General features: G+C 42.7%; 16 protein-coding genes and 1 pseudogene. 13 read left to right on the top strand and 4 right to left on the bottom strand.

All coding sequences use genetic code 11. The features are described 5' to 3' along the window. Positions 1–128 precede the first annotated feature (128 nt). The 7 genes and pseudogenes from IQ224_RS12925 to IQ224_RS12895 all read left to right on the top strand — a co-directional run. Positions 129–503: pseudogene (locus IQ224_RS12925) on the top strand (gas vesicle protein); the annotation flags it as partial. A gap of 592 nt (positions 504–1,095) precedes the next feature. Continuing rightward, entirely contained in the window at positions 1,096–2,136 is a 1,041-nt protein-coding gene (gvpN, locus tag IQ224_RS12920; RefSeq protein ID WP_002747926.1) for a gas vesicle protein GvpN, read from the top strand. 29 nt (positions 2,137–2,165) lie between these two features. Then, on the top strand, positions 2,166–2,576 hold the full coding sequence (locus IQ224_RS12915; protein WP_002747925.1) for a gas vesicle protein: 411 nt from the start codon (positions 2,166–2,168) through the stop codon (positions 2,574–2,576). Beyond that, complete coding sequence (locus IQ224_RS12910) at positions 2,533–2,841, top strand: hypothetical protein (RefSeq protein ID WP_036402650.1); 309 nt, start codon at positions 2,533–2,535, stop codon at positions 2,839–2,841. The genes IQ224_RS12915 and IQ224_RS12910 overlap by 44 nt, the downstream gene beginning before the upstream one ends. Before the next feature lie 375 nt (positions 2,842–3,216). Further along, positions 3,217–3,690 carry a gas vesicle protein K gene (locus tag IQ224_RS12905; RefSeq protein ID WP_002747919.1) on the top strand — a complete coding sequence of 158 codons (474 nt, stop codon included), beginning with the start codon at positions 3,217–3,219 and terminating at the stop codon, positions 3,688–3,690. Between the two features lie 15 nt (positions 3,691–3,705). Further along, positions 3,706–4,440, top strand: coding sequence for a GvpL/GvpF family gas vesicle protein (locus IQ224_RS12900; RefSeq protein ID WP_002786504.1), 735 nt, complete (start codon positions 3,706–3,708; stop codon positions 4,438–4,440). A 14-nt stretch (positions 4,441–4,454) separates the two neighbouring features. Continuing rightward, complete coding sequence (locus IQ224_RS12895) at positions 4,455–4,715, top strand: gas vesicle protein GvpG (protein WP_002747915.1); 261 nt, start codon at positions 4,455–4,457, stop codon at positions 4,713–4,715. Between the two features lie 127 nt (positions 4,716–4,842). On the opposite strand, the gene IQ224_RS12890 is transcribed toward IQ224_RS12895, so the two are convergent. Beyond that, a complete protein-coding gene (locus IQ224_RS12890; RefSeq protein WP_036402647.1) occupies positions 4,843–5,178 on the bottom strand; it encodes a gas vesicle protein in 336 nt (111 codons plus the stop codon). Between the two features lie 92 nt (positions 5,179–5,270). On the opposite strand from IQ224_RS12890, the gene IQ224_RS12885 reads away from it, so the two are divergent. The 3 genes from IQ224_RS12885 to IQ224_RS12875 all read left to right on the top strand — a co-directional run bounded on the left by IQ224_RS12885 (position 5,271) and on the right by IQ224_RS12875 (position 9,796). Next, positions 5,271–5,954: a GvpL/GvpF family gas vesicle protein gene (locus IQ224_RS12885; RefSeq protein ID WP_036402645.1), complete on the top strand. Its 684-nt coding sequence runs from the start codon at positions 5,271–5,273 to the stop codon at positions 5,952–5,954. Positions 5,955–5,966: 12 nt separating this feature from the next. Then, a complete protein-coding gene (locus tag IQ224_RS12880) occupies positions 5,967–7,868 on the top strand; it encodes an ArsA family ATPase (protein ID WP_080612754.1) in 1,902 nt (633 codons plus the stop codon). A gap of 83 nt (positions 7,869–7,951) precedes the next feature. Then, the gene (locus tag IQ224_RS12875) at positions 7,952–9,796 is read left to right on the top strand and encodes an AAA family ATPase (protein ID WP_185239770.1); all 1,845 of its coding nucleotides are present in this window, start codon (positions 7,952–7,954) and stop codon (positions 9,794–9,796) included. 112 nt (positions 9,797–9,908) lie between these two features. Here the strand turns inward: IQ224_RS12875 and IQ224_RS12870 are convergent, their stop codons facing one another. Next, complete coding sequence (locus tag IQ224_RS12870; RefSeq protein WP_036402641.1) at positions 9,909–11,474, bottom strand: B12-binding domain-containing radical SAM protein; 1,566 nt, start codon at positions 11,472–11,474, stop codon at positions 9,909–9,911. Between the two features lie 862 nt (positions 11,475–12,336). On the opposite strand from IQ224_RS12870, the gene IQ224_RS12865 reads away from it, so the two are divergent. After that, the gene (locus IQ224_RS12865) at positions 12,337–13,437 is read left to right on the top strand and encodes an alkene reductase (protein ID WP_002747902.1); all 1,101 of its coding nucleotides are present in this window, start codon (positions 12,337–12,339) and stop codon (positions 13,435–13,437) included. A gap of 438 nt (positions 13,438–13,875) precedes the next feature. Here IQ224_RS12865 and IQ224_RS25005 read toward each other — a convergent pair whose 3' ends face one another. Continuing rightward, positions 13,876–14,061: a hypothetical protein gene (locus tag IQ224_RS25005; protein ID WP_002747899.1), complete on the bottom strand. Its 186-nt coding sequence runs from the start codon at positions 14,059–14,061 to the stop codon at positions 13,876–13,878. 54 nt (positions 14,062–14,115) lie between these two features. On the opposite strand from IQ224_RS25005, the gene IQ224_RS12860 reads away from it, so the two are divergent. Continuing rightward, complete coding sequence (locus IQ224_RS12860) at positions 14,116–14,517, top strand: fasciclin domain-containing protein (protein WP_002736196.1); 402 nt, start codon at positions 14,116–14,118, stop codon at positions 14,515–14,517. A 227-nt stretch (positions 14,518–14,744) separates the two neighbouring features. Continuing rightward, positions 14,745–15,932: an RNA-guided endonuclease TnpB family protein gene (locus tag IQ224_RS12855; RefSeq protein WP_084989881.1), complete on the top strand. Its 1,188-nt coding sequence runs from the start codon at positions 14,745–14,747 to the stop codon at positions 15,930–15,932. A gap of 306 nt (positions 15,933–16,238) precedes the next feature. On the opposite strand, the gene glgB is transcribed toward IQ224_RS12855, so the two are convergent. Beyond that, complete coding sequence (gene glgB, locus IQ224_RS12850) at positions 16,239–18,518, bottom strand: 1,4-alpha-glucan branching enzyme (RefSeq protein ID WP_084989882.1); 2,280 nt, start codon at positions 18,516–18,518, stop codon at positions 16,239–16,241. Positions 18,519–18,734: the final 216 nt, after the last annotated feature.

Genomic DNA, 18,734 nt, shown 5'->3' with positions numbered 1-18,734 from the left:
ATACTTAATTTGTCCAGCCAACTGTTTTTTTGGGTGATCGCCTCTCCTCAAAAATAGTTACTTTGTACTATATGCCCATGCCAAAATCGGGGTTAATGCTCTATTTATTTCAAAATGAGAATTGCTGTTTAGCGGCAGCGAAACAGCTAGACAACGACTTACGTCAACAGCGTCTGGATCGAGCCAAACAGCTGAAAGAGGATTTAAGTCAATTCCAAGAACAGCGTTTAGCAGCAGCGAAAGAGCTGGAGAACGACTTACGTCAACAGCATCTAGATCGAGCTAAACAGCTGAAAGAGGATTTAAGTCAATTCCAAGAACAGCGTTTAGCGGCAGCGAAGCAGCTAGAGGACGACTTACGCAAACTTCATCTAGATAGAGCCAAACAGGTGAAGGATGATTTAAGTCAATTTCAAGAACGACGTTTAGCTGAAGCGAAACAGCTAAAAGACGAATTGCGTCAATTTCGTCAAGATTTGTCTATCTACGTTTTTGGCAAATAAATCTCTAGGTTAATTCCAACCCACTTAAGCCTAGGGCTAGAGTGAAAACCCTCTAGTCCCTTTTCCTGGCTAAACTAGAGGACTATCTGAAAATAAAACAATAAGCCTTTGGTTTTCAACCTACCGTGCTGATCCTGCTTTTGTAAGTTTCTAGACTCAACCTAGTAGTGTTGGGTTCCTATTTAGTCCGCTCTAGGTCTCTGGTAAATTAAAAAGTATGATAAAGCTTCACTCAGTCTATAGTTAATGTCGTGATTAGTAGTTTTTTATTGACAAAGGAGGTAAGGGAAAAGGACTGCATCTGGGCTTTTCATTGTTTAAGTCTTGAAAAGTAATCTATACAAGAATTTTAGACCCTTAGCCCCTTGGCTAATGAATATCCTAAAAATACCTTCAGAACCAAGGTTCTAGAGCTAATTGATGACACTTCCTGATCTTTTGGGATATTATATATTATGAGGTAAGCCTTAAAAGCCGAAGACGATTTTGCCTAATCGGTTATTAAGGGTAGATTTGAACGGGCAATTGTTAGCTCAAGAATACCCGTCCGCTCAAGGCGGGGATTATCAATGGTATTTACTAGACTTCAACTATGACATTTACTGAAACTCAAACAAGAAGATCCGTCCTCTGCCTTCGCCCCGGTCAATTTGTTGTTACGCCTTCGATTGATCAAGTTGCCACTCGCGCCTTACGTTATCTAAACGCTGGTTTTTCCATCCATCTATGTGGTCCGGCAGGAACGGGAAAAACCACCTTGGCAATGCACCTGGCCAATTGTTTAGCCAGACCTGTGATGCTAATCTTTGGCGATGATGACTTTACCAGTTCCGATTTAATTGGTAGCCAGTCTGGCTACACCCATAAAAAACTGATGGATAACTATATCCACAGCGTTCTCAAAGTTGAAGACGAGCTAAAACACAATTGGGTGGATTCTCGGTTAACAATGGCCTGTCGAGAGGGGTTTACCCTAGTTTATGATGAGTTCAATCGTTCTCGGCCTGAGGTCAACAACGTTTTACTCTCTGCCTTGGAAGAAAAAATTCTCACCCTGCCGCCCACTAGCCATCAACCCGATTACCTACAAGTCAATTCTCAGTTTCGGGCAATTTTCACCTCCAACCCAGAAGAATACTGTGGGGTTCATGCCACCCAAGATGCTTTAATGGATCGGTTGGTAACTATCAATATGCCTGAACCAGACCAACTAACTCAGACAGAAATTCTTGCTCAAAAAACGGGAATTGGTCGAGAAGATGCTTTATTTATTGTCAACCTTGTCAAAACCTTTCGTGTGAAAACTGCGACTGAAAAAACGTCGGGTTTGCGCTCTTGTTTAATGATTGCTAAAGTCTGCGCCTCTCACGATATTGCGGCGAACTCCGCTGACTCGGACTTCCGTGATATCTGCGCCGATGTTCTCTTGTCCCGCACCAATTTATCTGTTGATAAATCAAGAGCGATTTTATGGGAAATCCTCGAGGACAATCCGTTAGAATCCTTATCCTTTATAGAGGAAACGGAGCCTTCCGATGCCCAAGCGTCAACTCCTGAGCCTTCGACAGGAAATCAATCGTTAAAAGCCATTCAATCTTTACTGCGAGGCAACTTGCCCCAGCGAAAAGACTAACTTTATACTCTTATTGAGTGAAACCAACCGTGACTTCTTCCACTTTTGCTGGCTCGCTCAAAAACCAGTCAAGCAACTCCCTAAAAACAGCAACTCAAGGTTCGAGTTTAGCGGATATACTCGAACGAGTTTTAGATAAAGGAATTGTGATTGCCGGCGATATTTCCGTTTCGATCGCCTCCACTGAACTTATAAATATCCGCATTCGTTTGTTAATTGCCTCTGTTGATAAAGCCAGGGAGATGGGAATAAACTGGTGGGAAGGTGATCCCTACCTCCATAGCCAATCCCAAGCTTTACTAGCAGAAAATCGGGAACTTTCGCTCCGACTCCAAACCCTGGAAACTGAGCTTGAAACCCTAAAATCCTTAAGCCAATTGACTGCAATAGAGAGCCATGATACCAGTCCGAACAATGAAGCACATCCCTCAAATGCGTGAAATTCCTCACTTGAATCCTCAAAGGTTAGGAAGTTTACACGAGACGATTGCCCCCCTTGATAAAGCCAGGGAAACGGCGATTAACAGCTTGCAGGGTTATCCCTACCTCCCTAGCCAATGCCAAGCTTTATTCGCAGAAAACCTGGAACTTTCACGCCGACTTCAAACCTTAAAATCCTTAACCAAATGGAGTGTAGTGGAGAGACGTGATGGCAGTCCCAACGATCAATCACATTCCTCATATATATTGAAATTCCTCAATTGAATCCTCAAACGGTCAAGAAGTTTACAGCAGTTAACGATTGCCTCTGTTGATAGAGCAAGGGAGATGGCAATTAATGGCTGGGAAAGCAACTCCTATCTCTATAGCCAATCCCAAGCCTTATTAACAGAAACCCTAGCAGCTAAACTTTAAGCCTTAAAATCCCTACCCTAATCGGGGGCAATCGAGGGCCATGATACCAGTTAAAATAATCAAGCACATTCCTCCTGTCGGGTAAATTCGTCACTAGAATCTTCACAGGGCAGCGGGAAGTTGACATTGCTTGGTTACATCGTTTTTTCCCTCAGATAAAATTTCTTGGCCAAGCCTCCCAATAGAGACTCACCCTTAAGAACTCCTCATTTACCAACTCCAACCATGACCCTTGCTTGCACACCTTACGATTCTGATAATCAAGCCTTGCTGACCCCTCCAGAAAGTAATAGCCAAGCTGGTTTAGCCCCTTTACTGTTAACTGTTGTGGAACTGGTACGCCAATTGCTCGAAGCCCAAATCATTCGCCGGATGGAAAAAGGGGTTCTCAGTGAGTCTGATTTAGATAGAGCTGCAGAAAGTATCCAAAAATTGCAAGAACAAGTTCTCCATTTGTGTGAAATTTTTGAGGTTGAGCCAGAAGAGTTAAATGTCCACCTAGGAGAGTTTGGCACTCTTTTACCGGAAGCAGGGAGTTATTATCCTGGAAAGGAGGGTATTAAGCCTTCTGTGTTAGAATTAGTGGACAGACTTCTCAATACAGGAGTTGTTGTGGAAGGAAATGTTGATCTGGGTTTAGCTCAACTAGATCTAATTCATCTAAAGCTTCGTTTGGTTTTAACTTCTCAGCCGGTTTAATTTGGGAGAATACTGATGACAGTGGGTCTTTATTTATATGGCATATTTCCGGAACCAATTCCTGACGGACTCGTTTTGCAAGGGATTGATAATGAGCCAGTTCACAGTGAGATGATTGATGGTTTTAGTTTTCTCTACTCCGCTGCTCATAAAGAGAAGTATTTGGCATCCCGTCGCTATTTAATTTGCCATGAAAAAGTATTAGAAACTGTCATGGAAGCAGGGTTTACAACGTTGTTGCCCCTGCGGTTTGGCTTAGTTATCAAAACCTGGGAATCCGTCACCGAACAACTAATTACTCCCTATAAAACCCAACTGAAAGAATTATTTGCTAAACTGTCAGGACAACGAGAGGTTAGCATTAAGATTTTTTGGGATAATCAGTGGGAATTACAAGCGGCTTTGGAGTCTAATCCTAAGTTAAAGCAAGAACGGGATGCGATGATGGGTAAAAACTTAAATATGGAAGAAATTATCCATATAGGTCAACTCATTGAAGCCACTGTATTGCAACGGAAACAAGACATTATTCAAGTCTTTAGAGACCAATTAAATCATCGAGCCCAAGAGGTGATTGAAAGCGATCCGATGACAGATGACATGATCTACAATGCAGCTTATTTAATTCCCTGGGAGCAAGAGCCGGAATTTAGCCAAAACGTTGAAGCGATCGATCAGCAGTTTGGTGATCGCCTAAGAATTCGCTATAATAATTTAACTGCACCCTATACCTTTGCCCAACTTATCTAAGGAGAGTATTAGTTATGTTTCTCGATCTTTTACTTCTTCCTGTTACCGGTCCTCTTGGGGGTCTGATCTGGATTGGGGAGAAAATTCAGGAGCGTGCAGATATAGAATACGATGAGGCCGAAAATTTGCACAAATTGTTATTATCCTTACAACTATCTTACGATATGGGCAACATTTCTGAGGAGGAGTTTGAAATTCGAGAAGAAGAACTTTTATTAAAAATCCAAGCCTTAGAAGAAGAGGCGGCAGAAAACGAATCAGAATCTTCTCTCTAAACTTGCAATCTTTCCCACCCTATAGGCCATGAACAAAATCACAAATTGCAGAGGTGCTTAGGAAGGGCGGCCTTGACAAGCTGGAGAACTCGTTGAAGCTTGGTTAGAACTAGCCCTTGATTAAGCCTTAATATTCTAGGTAAAAAGCTTGGAAATTACTAGAATTATTATTAGAGGAGTGAGCAACAGTTTTGGGGGAATCAGGTTTTTTAGCTACACTAGGAGGGTTAGCTGTACGCAAATTTTGAATACTTTGTTCTGTAGTCTCAATTTGCTCTGTCACAAACGTGAGACGATTTTTTAATTGCTGAATCTGCCGCTCCATCATTTCTAATTTTTCTTGGATACGTTGTTTTTCAGTAATTAACTTATAAAGCTCAAGTTGGTGATCTGCTTCAGATTGTTTCCGAGGCATGGTGCTAATTTTAGATCTAATTGGTCTGGGTGGACGAGTGGTTGTCATAACAATCCCTGAATAACTTAGAATATTCTAGCATATCAACGCCCCAATATAAAAATTTGTAAAAAATCGTCAATTTTCTTTTGGTAAACCCTATGAAATTGTACAATCTATATACTTACGCTTTTTTGAAAACCCCCATAGAAAGCCTAAAATTACCCGTTGGAATGGCTAAACCATTGTTACTGATAACCAGTGAAGATATATCGGCCGTAGTTGAACCCGAAGTTTGTTTAGACACTTTACAAAATGATGATGAACGCTTGATTCAATCGGTTTTATGTCATGATCGAGTCATCTGTGAATTATTTCAACAAACCACTATTTTACCCTTACGTTTTGGCACATCTTTTTTAGAGACAGAAAATTTACTGACTCATCTTTGTTCTCATGGCCAAGAATATCAAGAAAAAATTGAAGAACTTGAGGGAAAAGGAGAATATCTTTTAAAATGTATTCCCCGTAAGCCAGAGGAGCCTGTACTCTCTTCTGAAAGCAAGGGCAGACAATATTTTTTAGCCAAAAAACAGCTTTATGAAGCCCAACAAGATTTTTATACTTTGCAAGGTTCAGAATGGCAAAATCTCGGGCATTTAGTGACCCAAAGCTATCCATCAACGAGGATTATTCCTGCTCCGGGGACAGAATCAAGAATTTATCTTTTAGTTAATTTTCAAGAAGAACCTTTACTAATCGAGCAAGTCTTGCATTGGCAGAAAGCTTGCCCCCATTGGGAATTACAATTAGGACAAGTTTCTCCCCCCTATCACTTTACTTAACTTGATTTCTCTATGACTAACTTTAACTTGGTAAATAACTCTCTAAGTTGCTATGACACTCGACATTTAGTTATGTTTAGTGGCAAAGGAGGAGTGGGAAAAACTACCCTTTCCTGTGGATTTGCTCGCCGTTGGGCTAAATTATTTCCCGAGGAACAAATCCTATTAATCTCAACCGATCCTGCTCACTCTTTAGGGGATGTATTGCAAACAGAAGTTAGCGATGAGGCATTACCTGTAAAAGACTTACCCAACTTAAAAGTTAGGGCATTAGATGCGGAAAAATTGCTCTTAGAATTTAAAGAAAAATACGGAAAATTTTTAGAACTTTTAGTAGAACGGGGTAGTTTTGTTGAAGGAGAAGATTTAACTCCTGTTTGGGATTTAGACTGGCCAGGTTTAGATGAAATCATGGGTCTATTAGAAATTCAACGATTACTATTAGAGAATGTTGTAGATCGAATTGTTGTTGATATGGCCCCCTCTGGTCATACCTTAAATTTATTGGAAATTAAAGACTTTTTAGAGATTATTCTCAATTCTTTAGAGTTGTTTCAAGAAAAACATCGTGTTATTTCGCAAACTTTTGCAAAAACCTACAATGCCGATGATGTGGATGACTTTTTAGTCAAAACAAAATCAGAATTAACTGAAGGCAAACAACTCCTACAAAATAGGGATTTTACCCTTTGTTTAATTGTGGCAATTGCCGAACCGATGAGTTTATTAGAAACCGAACGATTACTCAATAGTTTGCATCACTTAAATATTCCCTGCGGCAACTTATTTATTAATCGCATTCTAACGGATCCTAATCAAAATTTAGATCGCTACAGTGAGCAACAGCAACTCCTCGATAAATTCCTAAAAATTCCAGGTCAAGAGACAATTTTCACCCTGCCCCAACAGGCAAAAGAACCCCTAGGAGGTGAAGCATTAGATCAGATCATGAGTCAAATTGAAATTATCGAAAAAGTAGAATTTATAGCCCCGCCTCCTATTCAATGGCCGCAAAAAATTCTGCCTAGTTTTAGTGATTTTATTGACGACAAACGCCAACTCATTATCATTGGTGGCAAGGGGGGAGTGGGAAAAACCACCGTTGCCGCAGCTATTGGTTGGGCGTTAGCTAATCGTCATCCCGAGCAAAAAATTAGAATTATTTCTATTGATCCGGCTCATTCTTTGGGAGATGCCTTTGGGACAAAATTAGGACATCAATCCACACAATTAACTGATAATTTAAGTGGTCAAGAAGTTGATGCTAATATCGTTTTAGAAAAATTTCGGGATGATTATTTATGGGAACTGGCAGAAATGATTAGTGGTGAAGGTAAGGAAGAAGGGAATATCAAACTAGCTTATACTCCAGAAGCTTGGCGACAAATTGTATCTCAATCTCTGCCAGGAATTGATGAAATGTTATCCCTAGTAAAAGTAATGGAGTTATTAGACCAGAAAGAACAAGATTTGATTATTTTAGATACGGCTCCTACTGGTCATCTCCTGCGATTTTTGGAAATGCCAACGGCTTTAGGAGATTGGTTAAGTTGGATTTTTAAGCTTTGGATGAAATATCAAAATGTCTTAGGGCGTGTAGATTTAATGGGACGATTGCGAATCTTAAGACAACAAGTGATGTCTGCCCAGAAAAAACTCAAAGACCTCCAACATACAGAATTTATTGGAGTTTTGCAATCCCAAGATGCCATCGTTGCCGAACAACTGCGATTGACAGCATCTTTGAAAAAAATGGGAGTCTATCAACGTTACGTCGTGCAGAATCGTTATCATGCTAATGAGGAAATTGATCAGGATTTATTCCCAGATCAAACTTTGATCCGCTTACCCAGTTTACCTCGGTCAGTAGAACCTCTAGCCCGGGTCAAAGCCGCGGCAGATCTGTTATTTTAAAGGTAATTAGTCTAATCAAGTCCGACTTCTTAACCTCATCTATTACCCAGTCCCCATCCTTCACTTGACTCAGGAGAAATTTTATGGTTGAATTATTCAAAGGCTTTGAGCAATTAGTCGAACTGGCTAAAACCTTAGAGGAAAAACTGGAAAAAGGGGAAATTAAAACCGAAGTGCAGTTTAACTCTCGTCCCTTGAGTAACATCCCCCGTGCTGGCGGTATTCCCCGTCCAGGGGGAGCTTATCGCCAGAACAATGCTGGTGGGGATGATTTTGAGGTCAATCGCAATCGCGATACCCCCAACGATTCAGGGGTTGAAGACAGTGTGACACCGCCCGAAGGACCGACCACGGCTTCCCTGAAAGATGTTGGTGGCTTGACGGAAGTGATTAAAGAACTCAAGGAACTAATTGCCATTCCTCTGAAACGCCCCGACTTGTTGGCCAAGTTAGGACTTGAACCGACTCGCGGCGTTCTCTTAGTCGGCCCCCCTGGAACCGGTAAAACCCTGACTGCCCGTGCTTTGGCCGAAGAACTCGGTGTTAACTATATTGCCTTAGTCGGACCAGAGGTGATCAGCAAATATTATGGGGAGGCTGAACAAAAACTGCGGGGAATTTTTGAGAAAGCCAGTAAGAATGCGCCTTGTATCGTTTTTATTGACGAAATTGATAGCATGGCACCCGATCGCAGTAAAGTTGAAGGGGAAGTAGAAAAAAGACTGGTGGCCCAATTGCTGGGTTTAATGGATGGTTTTGCCCAAAGCCAGGGGGTGATTGTTCTAGCGGCGACAAACCGTCCCGACCATCTTGACCCTGCCCTCCGTCGCCCCGGACGGTTTGACCGAGAAGTTCTCTTTCGGGTGCCTGACCGCAAGGGCCGTTTAGAGATCCTGCAAATTCTCACCCGTTCCATGCCCCTAGATGAATCAGTTTCCTTAGATCTGATTGCCGATAATGCAGTGGGATTTGTCGGGTCAGATTTAAAAGCCGTTTGCCAGAAAGCGGCCTATAGTGCTTTGCGGCGCCAGGTTCCTACGATTGACTCGCAAATTCCAGAAACAATGACGGTGGTCCAAGCCGACTTTTTGCAGGCCCTTAAAGAAGTTAAACCGGCGGTATTGCGGTCTGTGGAGGTGGAATCTCCCCATGTGGCCTGGGACAATATTGGCGGACTTGAACAGATTAAACAAACCCTACAGGAGTCCGTGGAAGGGGCATTACTGCATCCGCAATTATATACGCAAACCAAAGCCCAAGCTCCCAAAGGGATTTTACTTTGGGGTCCCCCCGGAACGGGAAAAACCTTATTGGCCAAAGCGGTTGCATCTCAGGCGCGAGCTAATTTTATCAGTATTAATGGACCTGAGCTTTTGAGTAAATGGGTGGGGGCGAGTGAACAAGCGGTGCGTGAGTTGTTTGCCAAAGCTCGTCAGGCAGCCCCTTGTGTAGTTTTTATTGATGAAATTGATACTTTAGCACCGGCAAGAGGTCGTTATAGTGGAGATTCAGGAGTGAGTGACCGGGTTGTGGGACAAATCCTCACGGAGTTAGATGGGTTGCAAACGGCGGCAACGATTTTAGTGATTGGAGCCACTAATCGCCCAGATGCTTTAGATCCGGCCTTATTGCGAGCGGGACGGTTAGATTTACAGTTAAAAGTTGATTTACCCAATGCCTCCAGTCGTTTAGCAATTCTGGGGGTTCATAATGATGAACGTCCTTTAGAGGATGTGGATTTAGGCTATTGGGCCGAGGCAACCGAAGGCTGGAATGGCGCAGATTTAGCGTTATTATGTAACCAAGCGGCACTGATGGCAATTCGTCGTTATCGCCATCAGGGAATGACTGACCCGGCTGACATTCGCATTACAACGGCTGATTTTAATCATGCTTACCAACTGTTGGTTGAACAGCGTGCCAATTGATTTTTTTTCCCCCTTACTTAAAGTAAGGGGGGAGAATCTCAACTCAGGAAAACCATCCTAAAAAGAAAATTTTGCCAAAATGTCTGCATTGACTGTTCGTCGGTGCTATTGTCTAGCTTTTGAGCGTTTTTTCCAGCTGGGCTACCCTTGCTTTCTGTTGCTTTAAATCGGCTAGTTGTTTTAGTAATTGTTCTCTGACTTCATAGCGATAGGCAAAAAAATGCTCACCTATCCCTAGGGTCGCTAGATACTCTTCTAGCAGACGGGGTTTGACCCAGGCAATCACTGCCAGTTGCCACCAGAAACGGAACCGGGTTGGTCGGACAATCCCCTGTCGCCAGAGCAAGGAGCGGAACAATTGCCACTGTTGCCCATCTAATTTACGGTTCGATTTGCCGCGCCATCCCCCCATGATCATAAAATGGTTGAAGGTTCGTTTTAGGTAGTTAACAGGATCATAGATTTCCCAGAAAGCATCGATGTATTCTTCGGTAATCTCTTCCACCGGGCGAGTTGGCTCAAAGTTCATCATCGCTCCCTGATGGAAAGTACCCATGCCATCCACCAGACGACCTTCCTGTTGCAGGCGATTCCACAGGGCAGTATTTTGCAGGGCCTGGAGCAGGCTAAACTGCCCTTGGGGAATACTTGCCTCCATAATAAAATCTTTGATCCGCTGCCCTGCGCCTGGTTTCTCATTGTCAAAACCGATAATGAAGCCAGACATAATCTGCAGCCCCATGCGGGTAATTTTGTGACAGGATTCGATCAGGGATTGGCGGGTATTTTGAACCTTGTTAATGCCCATTAAGCTATCGGTATCTGGTGTCTCAATTCCCATAAACACCAGCATAAAGCCGGCCTTGACCATTAGCTCGATCAGTTCGCTGTCTTCGGCCAGATTAAGGGAAGCTTCCGTAATCAGTTTAAAGGGATACTGGCGCTGTTCCATCCAGGGGATCAACTCCCGCAGAAACACCTTGGCATTCCGCTTATTGCCAATGAAGTTGTCATCGACAACAAAAATGTAGCGCCTCCACCCCAGTTGATATAACGTCTCCAACTCAGCCAACATTTGTTCTGGGGTTTTGGTGCGAGGTTTGCGGCCATAGAGGTTGATGATATCACAAAATTCGCATTGAAAGGGGCAACCGCGAGAAAACTGCACGGTAATCGCCAGATAGGCATCCAGATCTAGTAGATCATAGCGGGCGATCGGTGTCATGGTGACATCGGGTTTCTCACTGGCTCTAAAGACACCACTCGGTTCACCCCGCTCCAGGGCCGCCAGGAACAGCGGGATTGTCAGTTCTCCTTCATCCAGAATCAGGTAATCTGCTCCAGCTTTTTGGGCAACTTCTGGATAGGAGGTGGGGTAAGGCCCGCCCACCGCCACTTTTTTACCCAACTGCAACCCTTTGGCAATCAATTCTTGAAAGTCCTTTTTCTGAATGATCATGGCGGAGATGATGACCAAATCGCACCACTCCCAATCGGAAGCCGTTTCTAATCGGACATTGCGATCAACAAACCGGATTTCCCAATCCGATGGTAACAGAGCTGCCACAGTAATTAAACCCAGGGGCGGATTGGTTGATCTTAAACCGGCTAGATCTAAAGTCTCTTGATAGGACCAAAAGGAGTTGGGCATCAGCGGCCACAGTAATAGGGCTTTCATTCAGGTGTCTCCAATGAAGAAGCTAGATGCTTTACATACTAGCCACAAAGCCCAAGTCGATCAAGACTTTTTTTTACTCATAAATTAGTTCTAAATAAATTGTGAAAAAATAGCTATTTTTTGGAGATTAGCACAATTAAATGAACTATGCTTGCTAAAAACTCGTGTTTTCCCATTTTTATCAACGCAATCTAGAGGCTGTTTGCCTCTTTTGGGTATTGTTGGGTAGGTTTACTAAAAAATGCGGCTCTTCGTTACTTGTTATGGTTCGATAGGGGGGCATAAATCGACTAAATCCTTATCTGGCAAGAGACTTAATTGATTAGTTCGCTCTAGATAAAAAACAATTGACAAAAATTGCTAAATGCCTTTCTCTATAAGGGTTCCACCCCTTATAACTCCCGTCCATTGCATAACACGAACCGAAGAGCCAAAAATGCTGATTCTGAAAAACCCTCTTAAAATTCGCAAGCACCGAATAGTAAGGGTTTTGTTTCAGTCACTAGGAAGTCTGTTTTATAGGTAAAACACCAGTTACTAGACATCTCGACAATGACTATTTCTGGTCAGATAAACATAAGCGTAATTACACTATTTTATACCGAACCATCATGACTTAACTACCAGAAAATATAGTTTCTGTCTCTTTAATTTTGGATGATGAATAAATTAAATAACTTGTAATTATAGTCAGATTTATGACCAATATTAATTATATTCAGCTAGTTGATCCGATTAATTCTCCTCCCTTAGCAGAGAAACAATCTCGCAGATAGCCAGAAAATCAATCATCCTTGGGTGCGATTGTCTGGTTTTAACTCATTGCGGTAAAATTAACCTAAATTCTCTATCGGCAAATTCCATGACTTCTTTCACTACTTCCCTGGCTCTTTTAAGTCAATTTAAATTGGGAGATTTAAACCTAGAAAATCGTCTTGTGCTTGCTCCCATGACGCGAGCGCGAGCCGGAGAAAAACGTCTTGCTAATGAGATAATGGCCGAATATTACCGGCAAAGGGCCAGCGCCGGATTAATGATTACAGAAGCGACGGTAATTTCTCCCCAAGCTAACGGTTGGCAAAATACCCCCGGTATCTACACCGATGAACAAGCGCAAGCATGGCAAATGGTGACTAAAATCGCCCAAAGAAAAGGAACACCAATTTTTTGTCAATTGTGGCACTGTGGTCGCGCTTCTCATCCCAGTTTTCAGGAAAATGGGGCTTTACCCGTTGCCCCTTCCGCAATTAAGATTAAGGGGGAGTTGCATACACCCATAGGTAAACAGCCCTACGAGACCCCTAGAGCCTTAGAAACCGAGGAAATCCCCGCAATTGTCGCCGATTACCGTCAAGCCGCTCAGAGGGCAAAATTAGCGGGGTTTGATGGCATAGAAATTCACGGGGCTAATGGTTATTTAATCGATACTTTTCTACAATCGGCCACCAATCAGCGTCAGGATAAGTACGGTGGCAGTTTGGCAAATCGCTATCGTTTTTTACAGGAAATAGTCGAGGCAATTTTAACTGTTTTTCCCAGTCATCGGGTGGGGGTGCGTCTGTCTCCCAATGGGGTTTATAATGACATGGGTTCCGAGGATTTTCGAGAAACTTTTCTCTATGTTGCCCAAAGATTAAATGAGTACAATTTAGCTTATTTGCATCTGCTAGATGGCTTGGCTTTTGGTTTTCATGAAAAGGGTAAACCGATGCTTTTATCCGAGTTTCGGGCTGTTTTTAATAGTGCTTTAATCGGCAATTGCGGTTATACAAAAGAAACTGCTGAAGCCGCTATTCAGTTAGGAGATGCGGATTTAATTGCTTTCGGTCGCCCCTATATCAGTAATCCCGATTTGGTGGAAAGATTCGCCAATAATTGGCCTCTTAATCCCGATGCTGAGATGAAGGATTGGTATTCTTTTGACAAGGAAGGTTATATGGATTTTCCCAGTTATAAACCCTAGTTAAGTAGGTAGGCGTTAAAAATTATCAGACACCCTCCTATCCCTTATAGGCATCTTTCTTAACAATTTTTTCAGTAAGCACTCCAACCCTAATCCTGACTTGATTTCAGTTTTTTCTTTGTTTTGTAAGGGTGTCAACAAGGAATATTACAAATTGTTAACCGAGTCTTAAAAGCCTTGTGCTACAAGGGTTTGAAATGTTAAGAAAGATTTGACTAAAGGACAGCAGGCAATGGTGACTATTTGCCCGAATAAACCCGCTAAAACTGAGACTATGGCTAAACTTAAGAACTCTTGGCTAAATCCCAGAAAACACACCTATTTTACTCGCAACGAAAAAACCGGGAAAAAAATCAAAGTCACCCAAGAGTTACCCAGTTTTAAGGCATTAGGTAAGGATGGCCTATGTCGGTTGCTATTTTATGAGACTAGGCTACTTTACCAACTTTTGACACACAATTTAGTAAAGTGATCTTTGGGACAAGATGGCTCTTCCGGTTTCTGTGTGGAAACGAAGCCTATACTGATAGTTTCTTCGGCAAAATAGTCGTAAAAGTCTTTCTCCGTCAACATTTCACGATTCCATAAGCAAAAATTATCACACAAAGTCGAGAAGAGCCACAAGATTAAGTTTAAAATCTGAAATAGATAATTTTTTTAAGGGATTGAGTTAAGTTTATGGCAGATATTGTCGATATTGCGGTCAGTGCCGATAATTTTAAAACTCTAGTGACGGCGGTACAAGCGGCTAATCTTGTGGATGCCCTAAAAAGTCCTGGCCCCTTTACGGTTTTTGCCCCCACCGACGAAGCTTTTGCCAAATTGCCCCCCGGGACGATTACAACCCTAGTGCAGAATATCCCCCAATTAACCCGAATTCTCACCTATCACGTCGCTGCGGGCAAATATATGCAGGAAGATTTGGCAAAATTGGCTGTAGTGACTTCTCTAGAGGGTTCACCGATTCCCGTCGATTGTAGCGAAGGTTTTGAGGTGAAAAATGCCACGGTGGTCGCGGGTAATATCGAGGCAGATAATGGTGTGATCCACGTCATCGATACGGTGATCCTGATGGGTTAGTTTTTGACCGGCTTTTCCCTAGGCCGCATCTAGGGCAAATCTGTCTTATTTAGTAACTAAATATACAGATGCTTTTGCTTGTTTATGGTTCCAATGCTCGACTACCTTTTCAGACCATTAAATGGCTTTGCCATCATCGAAAATTTGGGTCTGAAACCCCGTCGTTCTACGACGGCTTTACTGTTAAATATTAGAACATTTACGAAATATATGCTAAAATATTAGACATGGAAAAAGCCTATTCGTTTCGATTGTACCCCACACCAACACAAGAGTCGCTATTGCAGCGCACTTTGGGCTGTGTAAGATTAGTTTATAATAAAGCTCTCCATCTCAGAACACAAGCTTGGTATGAAAGACAAGAAAGAGTAGGCTACGCTCAAACTTCTTCAATGCTAACCGATTGGAAAAAACAAGAAGAATTAGACTTTCTCAATGAAGTAAGCTGTGTACCTTTACAACAAGGGTTAAGACATTTACAAACAGCTTTCACTAACTTCTTTGCTGATCGTACTAAGTATCCCAACTTTAAGAAAAAACATCAAGGAGGAAGTGCCGAATTTACCAAATCAGCCTTTAAATTTAAAGACAGACAAATCTATTTAGCTAAATGCACAGAACCTTTACCTATTCGATGGTCAAGACAAATCCCAGAAAGCTGTGAACCAAGCACAGTAACAGTCAGATTACATCCATCTGGACGTTGGCATATTTCAATAAGATTTGATGACCCAATGATTAAGCCATTACCAGTAACAGATAAAGCCATCGGAATTGACTTAGGAATTAGTAGCCTCGTGATTACCAGCGATGGCGATAAAGTATCTAATCCTAAGCATTTTAAGAAATATTATCGGAGACTGCGAAAGGCCCAAAAAAGCCTTTCTAGAAAACAGAAAGGGTCAAAAAATCGGGAAAAAGCAAGAATCAAAGTAGCCAAAATTCACGCTCAAATCACCGATAGCAGAAAAGACCATTTACACAAGCTAACCACTCAATTAGTTCGTGAAAACCAAACGATTGTGGTTGAGAATTTAGCCGTCAATAATCTGGTCAAAAACCCGAAATTATCTCAGGCAATATCTGACGTTAGTTGGGGAGAAATAACCCGACAATTAGCCTATAAATGCCGTTGGTATGGGAGAAACTACATCGAAATAGATAGATGGTTTTCTAGCTCTAAAAGGTGTAGTAATTGTGGGTATATTGCTGAGAAAATGCCGTTAAATATTCGAGAATGGGACTGTCCAGACTGTGGGACTCACCATGACCGAGATATTAACGCCAGTAAAAATATTTTGGCCGCAGGGCTTGCGGTGTCAGTCTGTAGAGCGACCATAAGACCAGAACAGAGTAAATCTGTTAAGGCAGGTGCGAAAAATCCTTCGGGAAAGAAGCAGAAACCCAAATCGTGAGGTTTGGGAATCGCCGTCCGTTTACGGCGGTGAGGATGTCAAGCAAGGGGTAGTGGCTCTCTTATTGTCTGTGTGATAAGTTTAACTTATATAGTAGTGATCGATCTCTGTGTCCTTTGTGTCTGGAGTGGTTCGTTCCACTCCCTCGCCCGCAAGACTGTATCTTAGAATACATTTTACCCACCAAACCTGGGAGAGCCAGGTAGTTAGGTCTGTATAATTAATTGTGTCTAGCTGCTTACCAGCAAACAGTAATCAGTTCACTGATTACTGATAACTGTTTACTGATCACTGAAAAAAGCTTACCTATTCCCCAGAAGCATGAGGATCGATTTTGAGAACTAAAACCCCTAAAGGTGGTAAACAGAGATCGATCGAGTAGGGACGGCTATGATAAGACCATTCCTCCGACCATTTACCGCCAAGGTTGCCCATATTACTACCGCCATATTTACCCGCATCGCTGTTAAAGATTTCCTGATAAAAACCGGGATGGGGTACACCAACGCGATAATGGCTGTGGGGTTGGGGAGTAAAATTACAGACCACCACCAGAAACTCCTGCCAATTTTTGCTCCAGCGCAGGAAAGAAACGACGCTATGACTATTATCACTACAGTCGATCCACTCAAAGCCATCCTGACCAAAATCCTGGGTATATAAAGCAGGTTCACTCTTATAGGTGGCGTTCAAATCTGAGAAAAAGCGTTTTAGCTGTTGATGGGGTTGATGCTGCAAAAGACCCCACTCCAAATCACCCCAAACATTCCACTCACTCCACTGGCCAAATTCCATGCTCATAAACATGGTTTTCTTGCCGGGGTGGGTAAACATATAACTAAATAATGCCCGGACATTGGCGAATTTTTGCCACTCATCCCCCGGCATTTTGCCAATCATATTACTTTTGCCGTGAACCACTTCATCGTGGGACAAAGCCAGCATATAATTCTCGCTGTGGTTATACCACATACTAAAAGTGACATTATTTTGATGGAATTGACGGAACCAGGGATCCATGCCGAAATAATCGAGCATATCGTGCATCCAGCCCATATTCCACTTCAAATTAAAGCCTAAACCGCCCATATAGGTGGGCCAGGACACCATCGGCCAAGCGGTGGATTCTTCGGCAATTGACAGAATTCCGGGGAAATAGCTAAAAATTACATGATTGACTTGACGCAGGAATTCGGCGGCCTCTAAATTCTCCCGGCCACCGTACTCGTTGGCCACCCATTCCCCATCTTTACGACAATAATCGAGATAGAGCATAGAAGCCACCGCGTCCACGCGAATGCCGTCAATATGGTACTTATCGAACCAAAATAGGGCATTAGCCACCAGGAAATTTCTGACTTCGTTGCGACCGTAGTTAAAAATTAAGGTTCCCCATTCCTTGTGTTCCCCCTTGCGCGGGTCGCCGTGTTCATAAAGATGAGTACCATCAAAGAAAGCTAACCCGTGGCCATCTTTGGGGAAGTGACCAGGAACCCAATCCACTAGCACACCAAGGCCATTTTGGTGACATTGATCGACAAAATACATGAAATCTTCAGGATTGCCGTAGCGACTGGTGGGGGCAAAATAACCCGTCACTTGATAACCCCAAGAACCATCAAAAGGATGCTCGGCGATCGGTAATAATTCGATATGGGTGTAACCTAATTCTTTAACGTAGGGAATCAGTTTTTGGGCTAACTCGTAGTAACTCAAAAAGCGCGCCCCAGTGTTCCATTCCGACACGGGAACCGCTTCTCCTTCCCCGGAAAGTAAACGGGGTGGTTCGGCGCTAGAAGCGTGCAGCCAAGAACCGAGGTGTAATTCGTAAACGGAAACCGGTTGAGTTAAAGGATCGCTATGGCGGCGTTTTTCCATCCAATCGCTATCATCCCAAGTATAGCTATCTAAATTGGCCACGATCGAGGCGGTTTTCGGGCGTACTTCTTGGGCAAAACCGTAGGGATCAGATTTTTCGTAAATGTGACCTTCCCAATTTTTGATCTCGTATTTATATTTAGTGCCAACACCGATTTCCGGGATAAACAATTCCCAGACCATATTATTACGTTTCCGCATTTGGTGATCACGACCATCCCAGCTATTAAAATCACCAATAATCGAGACATTGCGAGCATTAGGAGCCCAAACGGCGAAATAAACCCCTTTAATACCCTCGATTTCGGCTAAATGCGCCCCTAATTTTTCATAAATGCGGTGATGGTTGCCCTCCCCAAACAGGTGTAAATCAAAATCGCTAAGTTTAGCAGAACGGAAGGCATAGGAATCATAGATTACCCGTTCCTGTTCTCCCTCGTGGATGCGTAATTGATAATTGTTCAGTTCACCGATATCGATAATGCACTCGAAAAAATGGGGGTGATAAGCGGTCGTCATGGGATATTCTTGTCTTTGGGACGGTAAAATAACCCAAGCGGCCGTGGTTTTCGGTAAATAGGCTCTAACAACCCATTTATTTACTTTTCCTTCTTCTTCTAGGGGATGGGCCCCCAAAACCTCAAAGGGATCGTGATGGAGGTTGTTGACGATTTGATGGACTTGTTCGGGGGATACCACTATAGACATTCATTTACCACTCTTGACATCTACAATACTTATAGCAAGGAAATAGTCATTTTTTCCCTGCCTTCTGGGAATTCTCAAACTAATGATATCTGAACTTCCCCCATACATATATACCACAATAGCTGAAAACCCTTATCCATCAATGGATGCACCCCCTTAACTTATCTTAATGTACCCATGTAATTTGTAACATTTCTTAATGGACAAGAATTCTCT

The sequence above is a fragment of the Microcystis sp. LEGE 00066 genome (assembly GCF_015207925.1).
Taxonomy (GTDB): Bacteria; Cyanobacteriota; Cyanobacteriia; order Cyanobacteriales; family Microcystaceae; genus Microcystis; species Microcystis ichthyoblabe_A.
This window is presented reverse-complemented; position numbering and strand designations above follow the sequence as displayed.

Coding starts and splice junctions, on each gene's coding strand:
- IQ224_RS12885 (WP_036402645.1), top strand. CDS start 5,271: ATGAAATTGTACAATCTATATACTTACGCTTTTTTGAAAACCCCCATA.
- IQ224_RS12905 (WP_002747919.1), top strand. CDS start 3,217: ATGACCCTTGCTTGCACACCTTACGATTCTGATAATCAAGCCTTGCTG.
- IQ224_RS12875 (WP_185239770.1), top strand. CDS start 7,952: ATGGTTGAATTATTCAAAGGCTTTGAGCAATTAGTCGAACTGGCTAAA.
- IQ224_RS12890 (WP_036402647.1), bottom strand. CDS start 5,178: ATGACAACCACTCGTCCACCCAGACCAATTAGATCTAAAATTAGCACC.
- IQ224_RS12880 (WP_080612754.1), top strand. CDS start 5,967: ATGACTAACTTTAACTTGGTAAATAACTCTCTAAGTTGCTATGACACT.
- IQ224_RS12855 (WP_084989881.1), top strand. CDS start 14,745: ATGGAAAAAGCCTATTCGTTTCGATTGTACCCCACACCAACACAAGAG.
- glgB (WP_084989882.1), bottom strand. CDS start 18,518: ATGTCTATAGTGGTATCCCCCGAACAAGTCCATCAAATCGTCAACAAC.
- IQ224_RS12870 (WP_036402641.1), bottom strand. CDS start 11,474: ATGAAAGCCCTATTACTGTGGCCGCTGATGCCCAACTCCTTTTGGTCC.
- IQ224_RS12895 (WP_002747915.1), top strand. CDS start 4,455: ATGTTTCTCGATCTTTTACTTCTTCCTGTTACCGGTCCTCTTGGGGGT.
- IQ224_RS12860 (WP_002736196.1), top strand. CDS start 14,116: ATGGCAGATATTGTCGATATTGCGGTCAGTGCCGATAATTTTAAAACT.
- IQ224_RS12910 (WP_036402650.1), top strand. CDS start 2,533: ATGATACCAGTCCGAACAATGAAGCACATCCCTCAAATGCGTGAAATT.
- IQ224_RS12865 (WP_002747902.1), top strand. CDS start 12,337: ATGACTTCTTTCACTACTTCCCTGGCTCTTTTAAGTCAATTTAAATTG.
- IQ224_RS12900 (WP_002786504.1), top strand. CDS start 3,706: ATGACAGTGGGTCTTTATTTATATGGCATATTTCCGGAACCAATTCCT.
- gvpN (WP_002747926.1), top strand. CDS start 1,096: ATGACATTTACTGAAACTCAAACAAGAAGATCCGTCCTCTGCCTTCGC.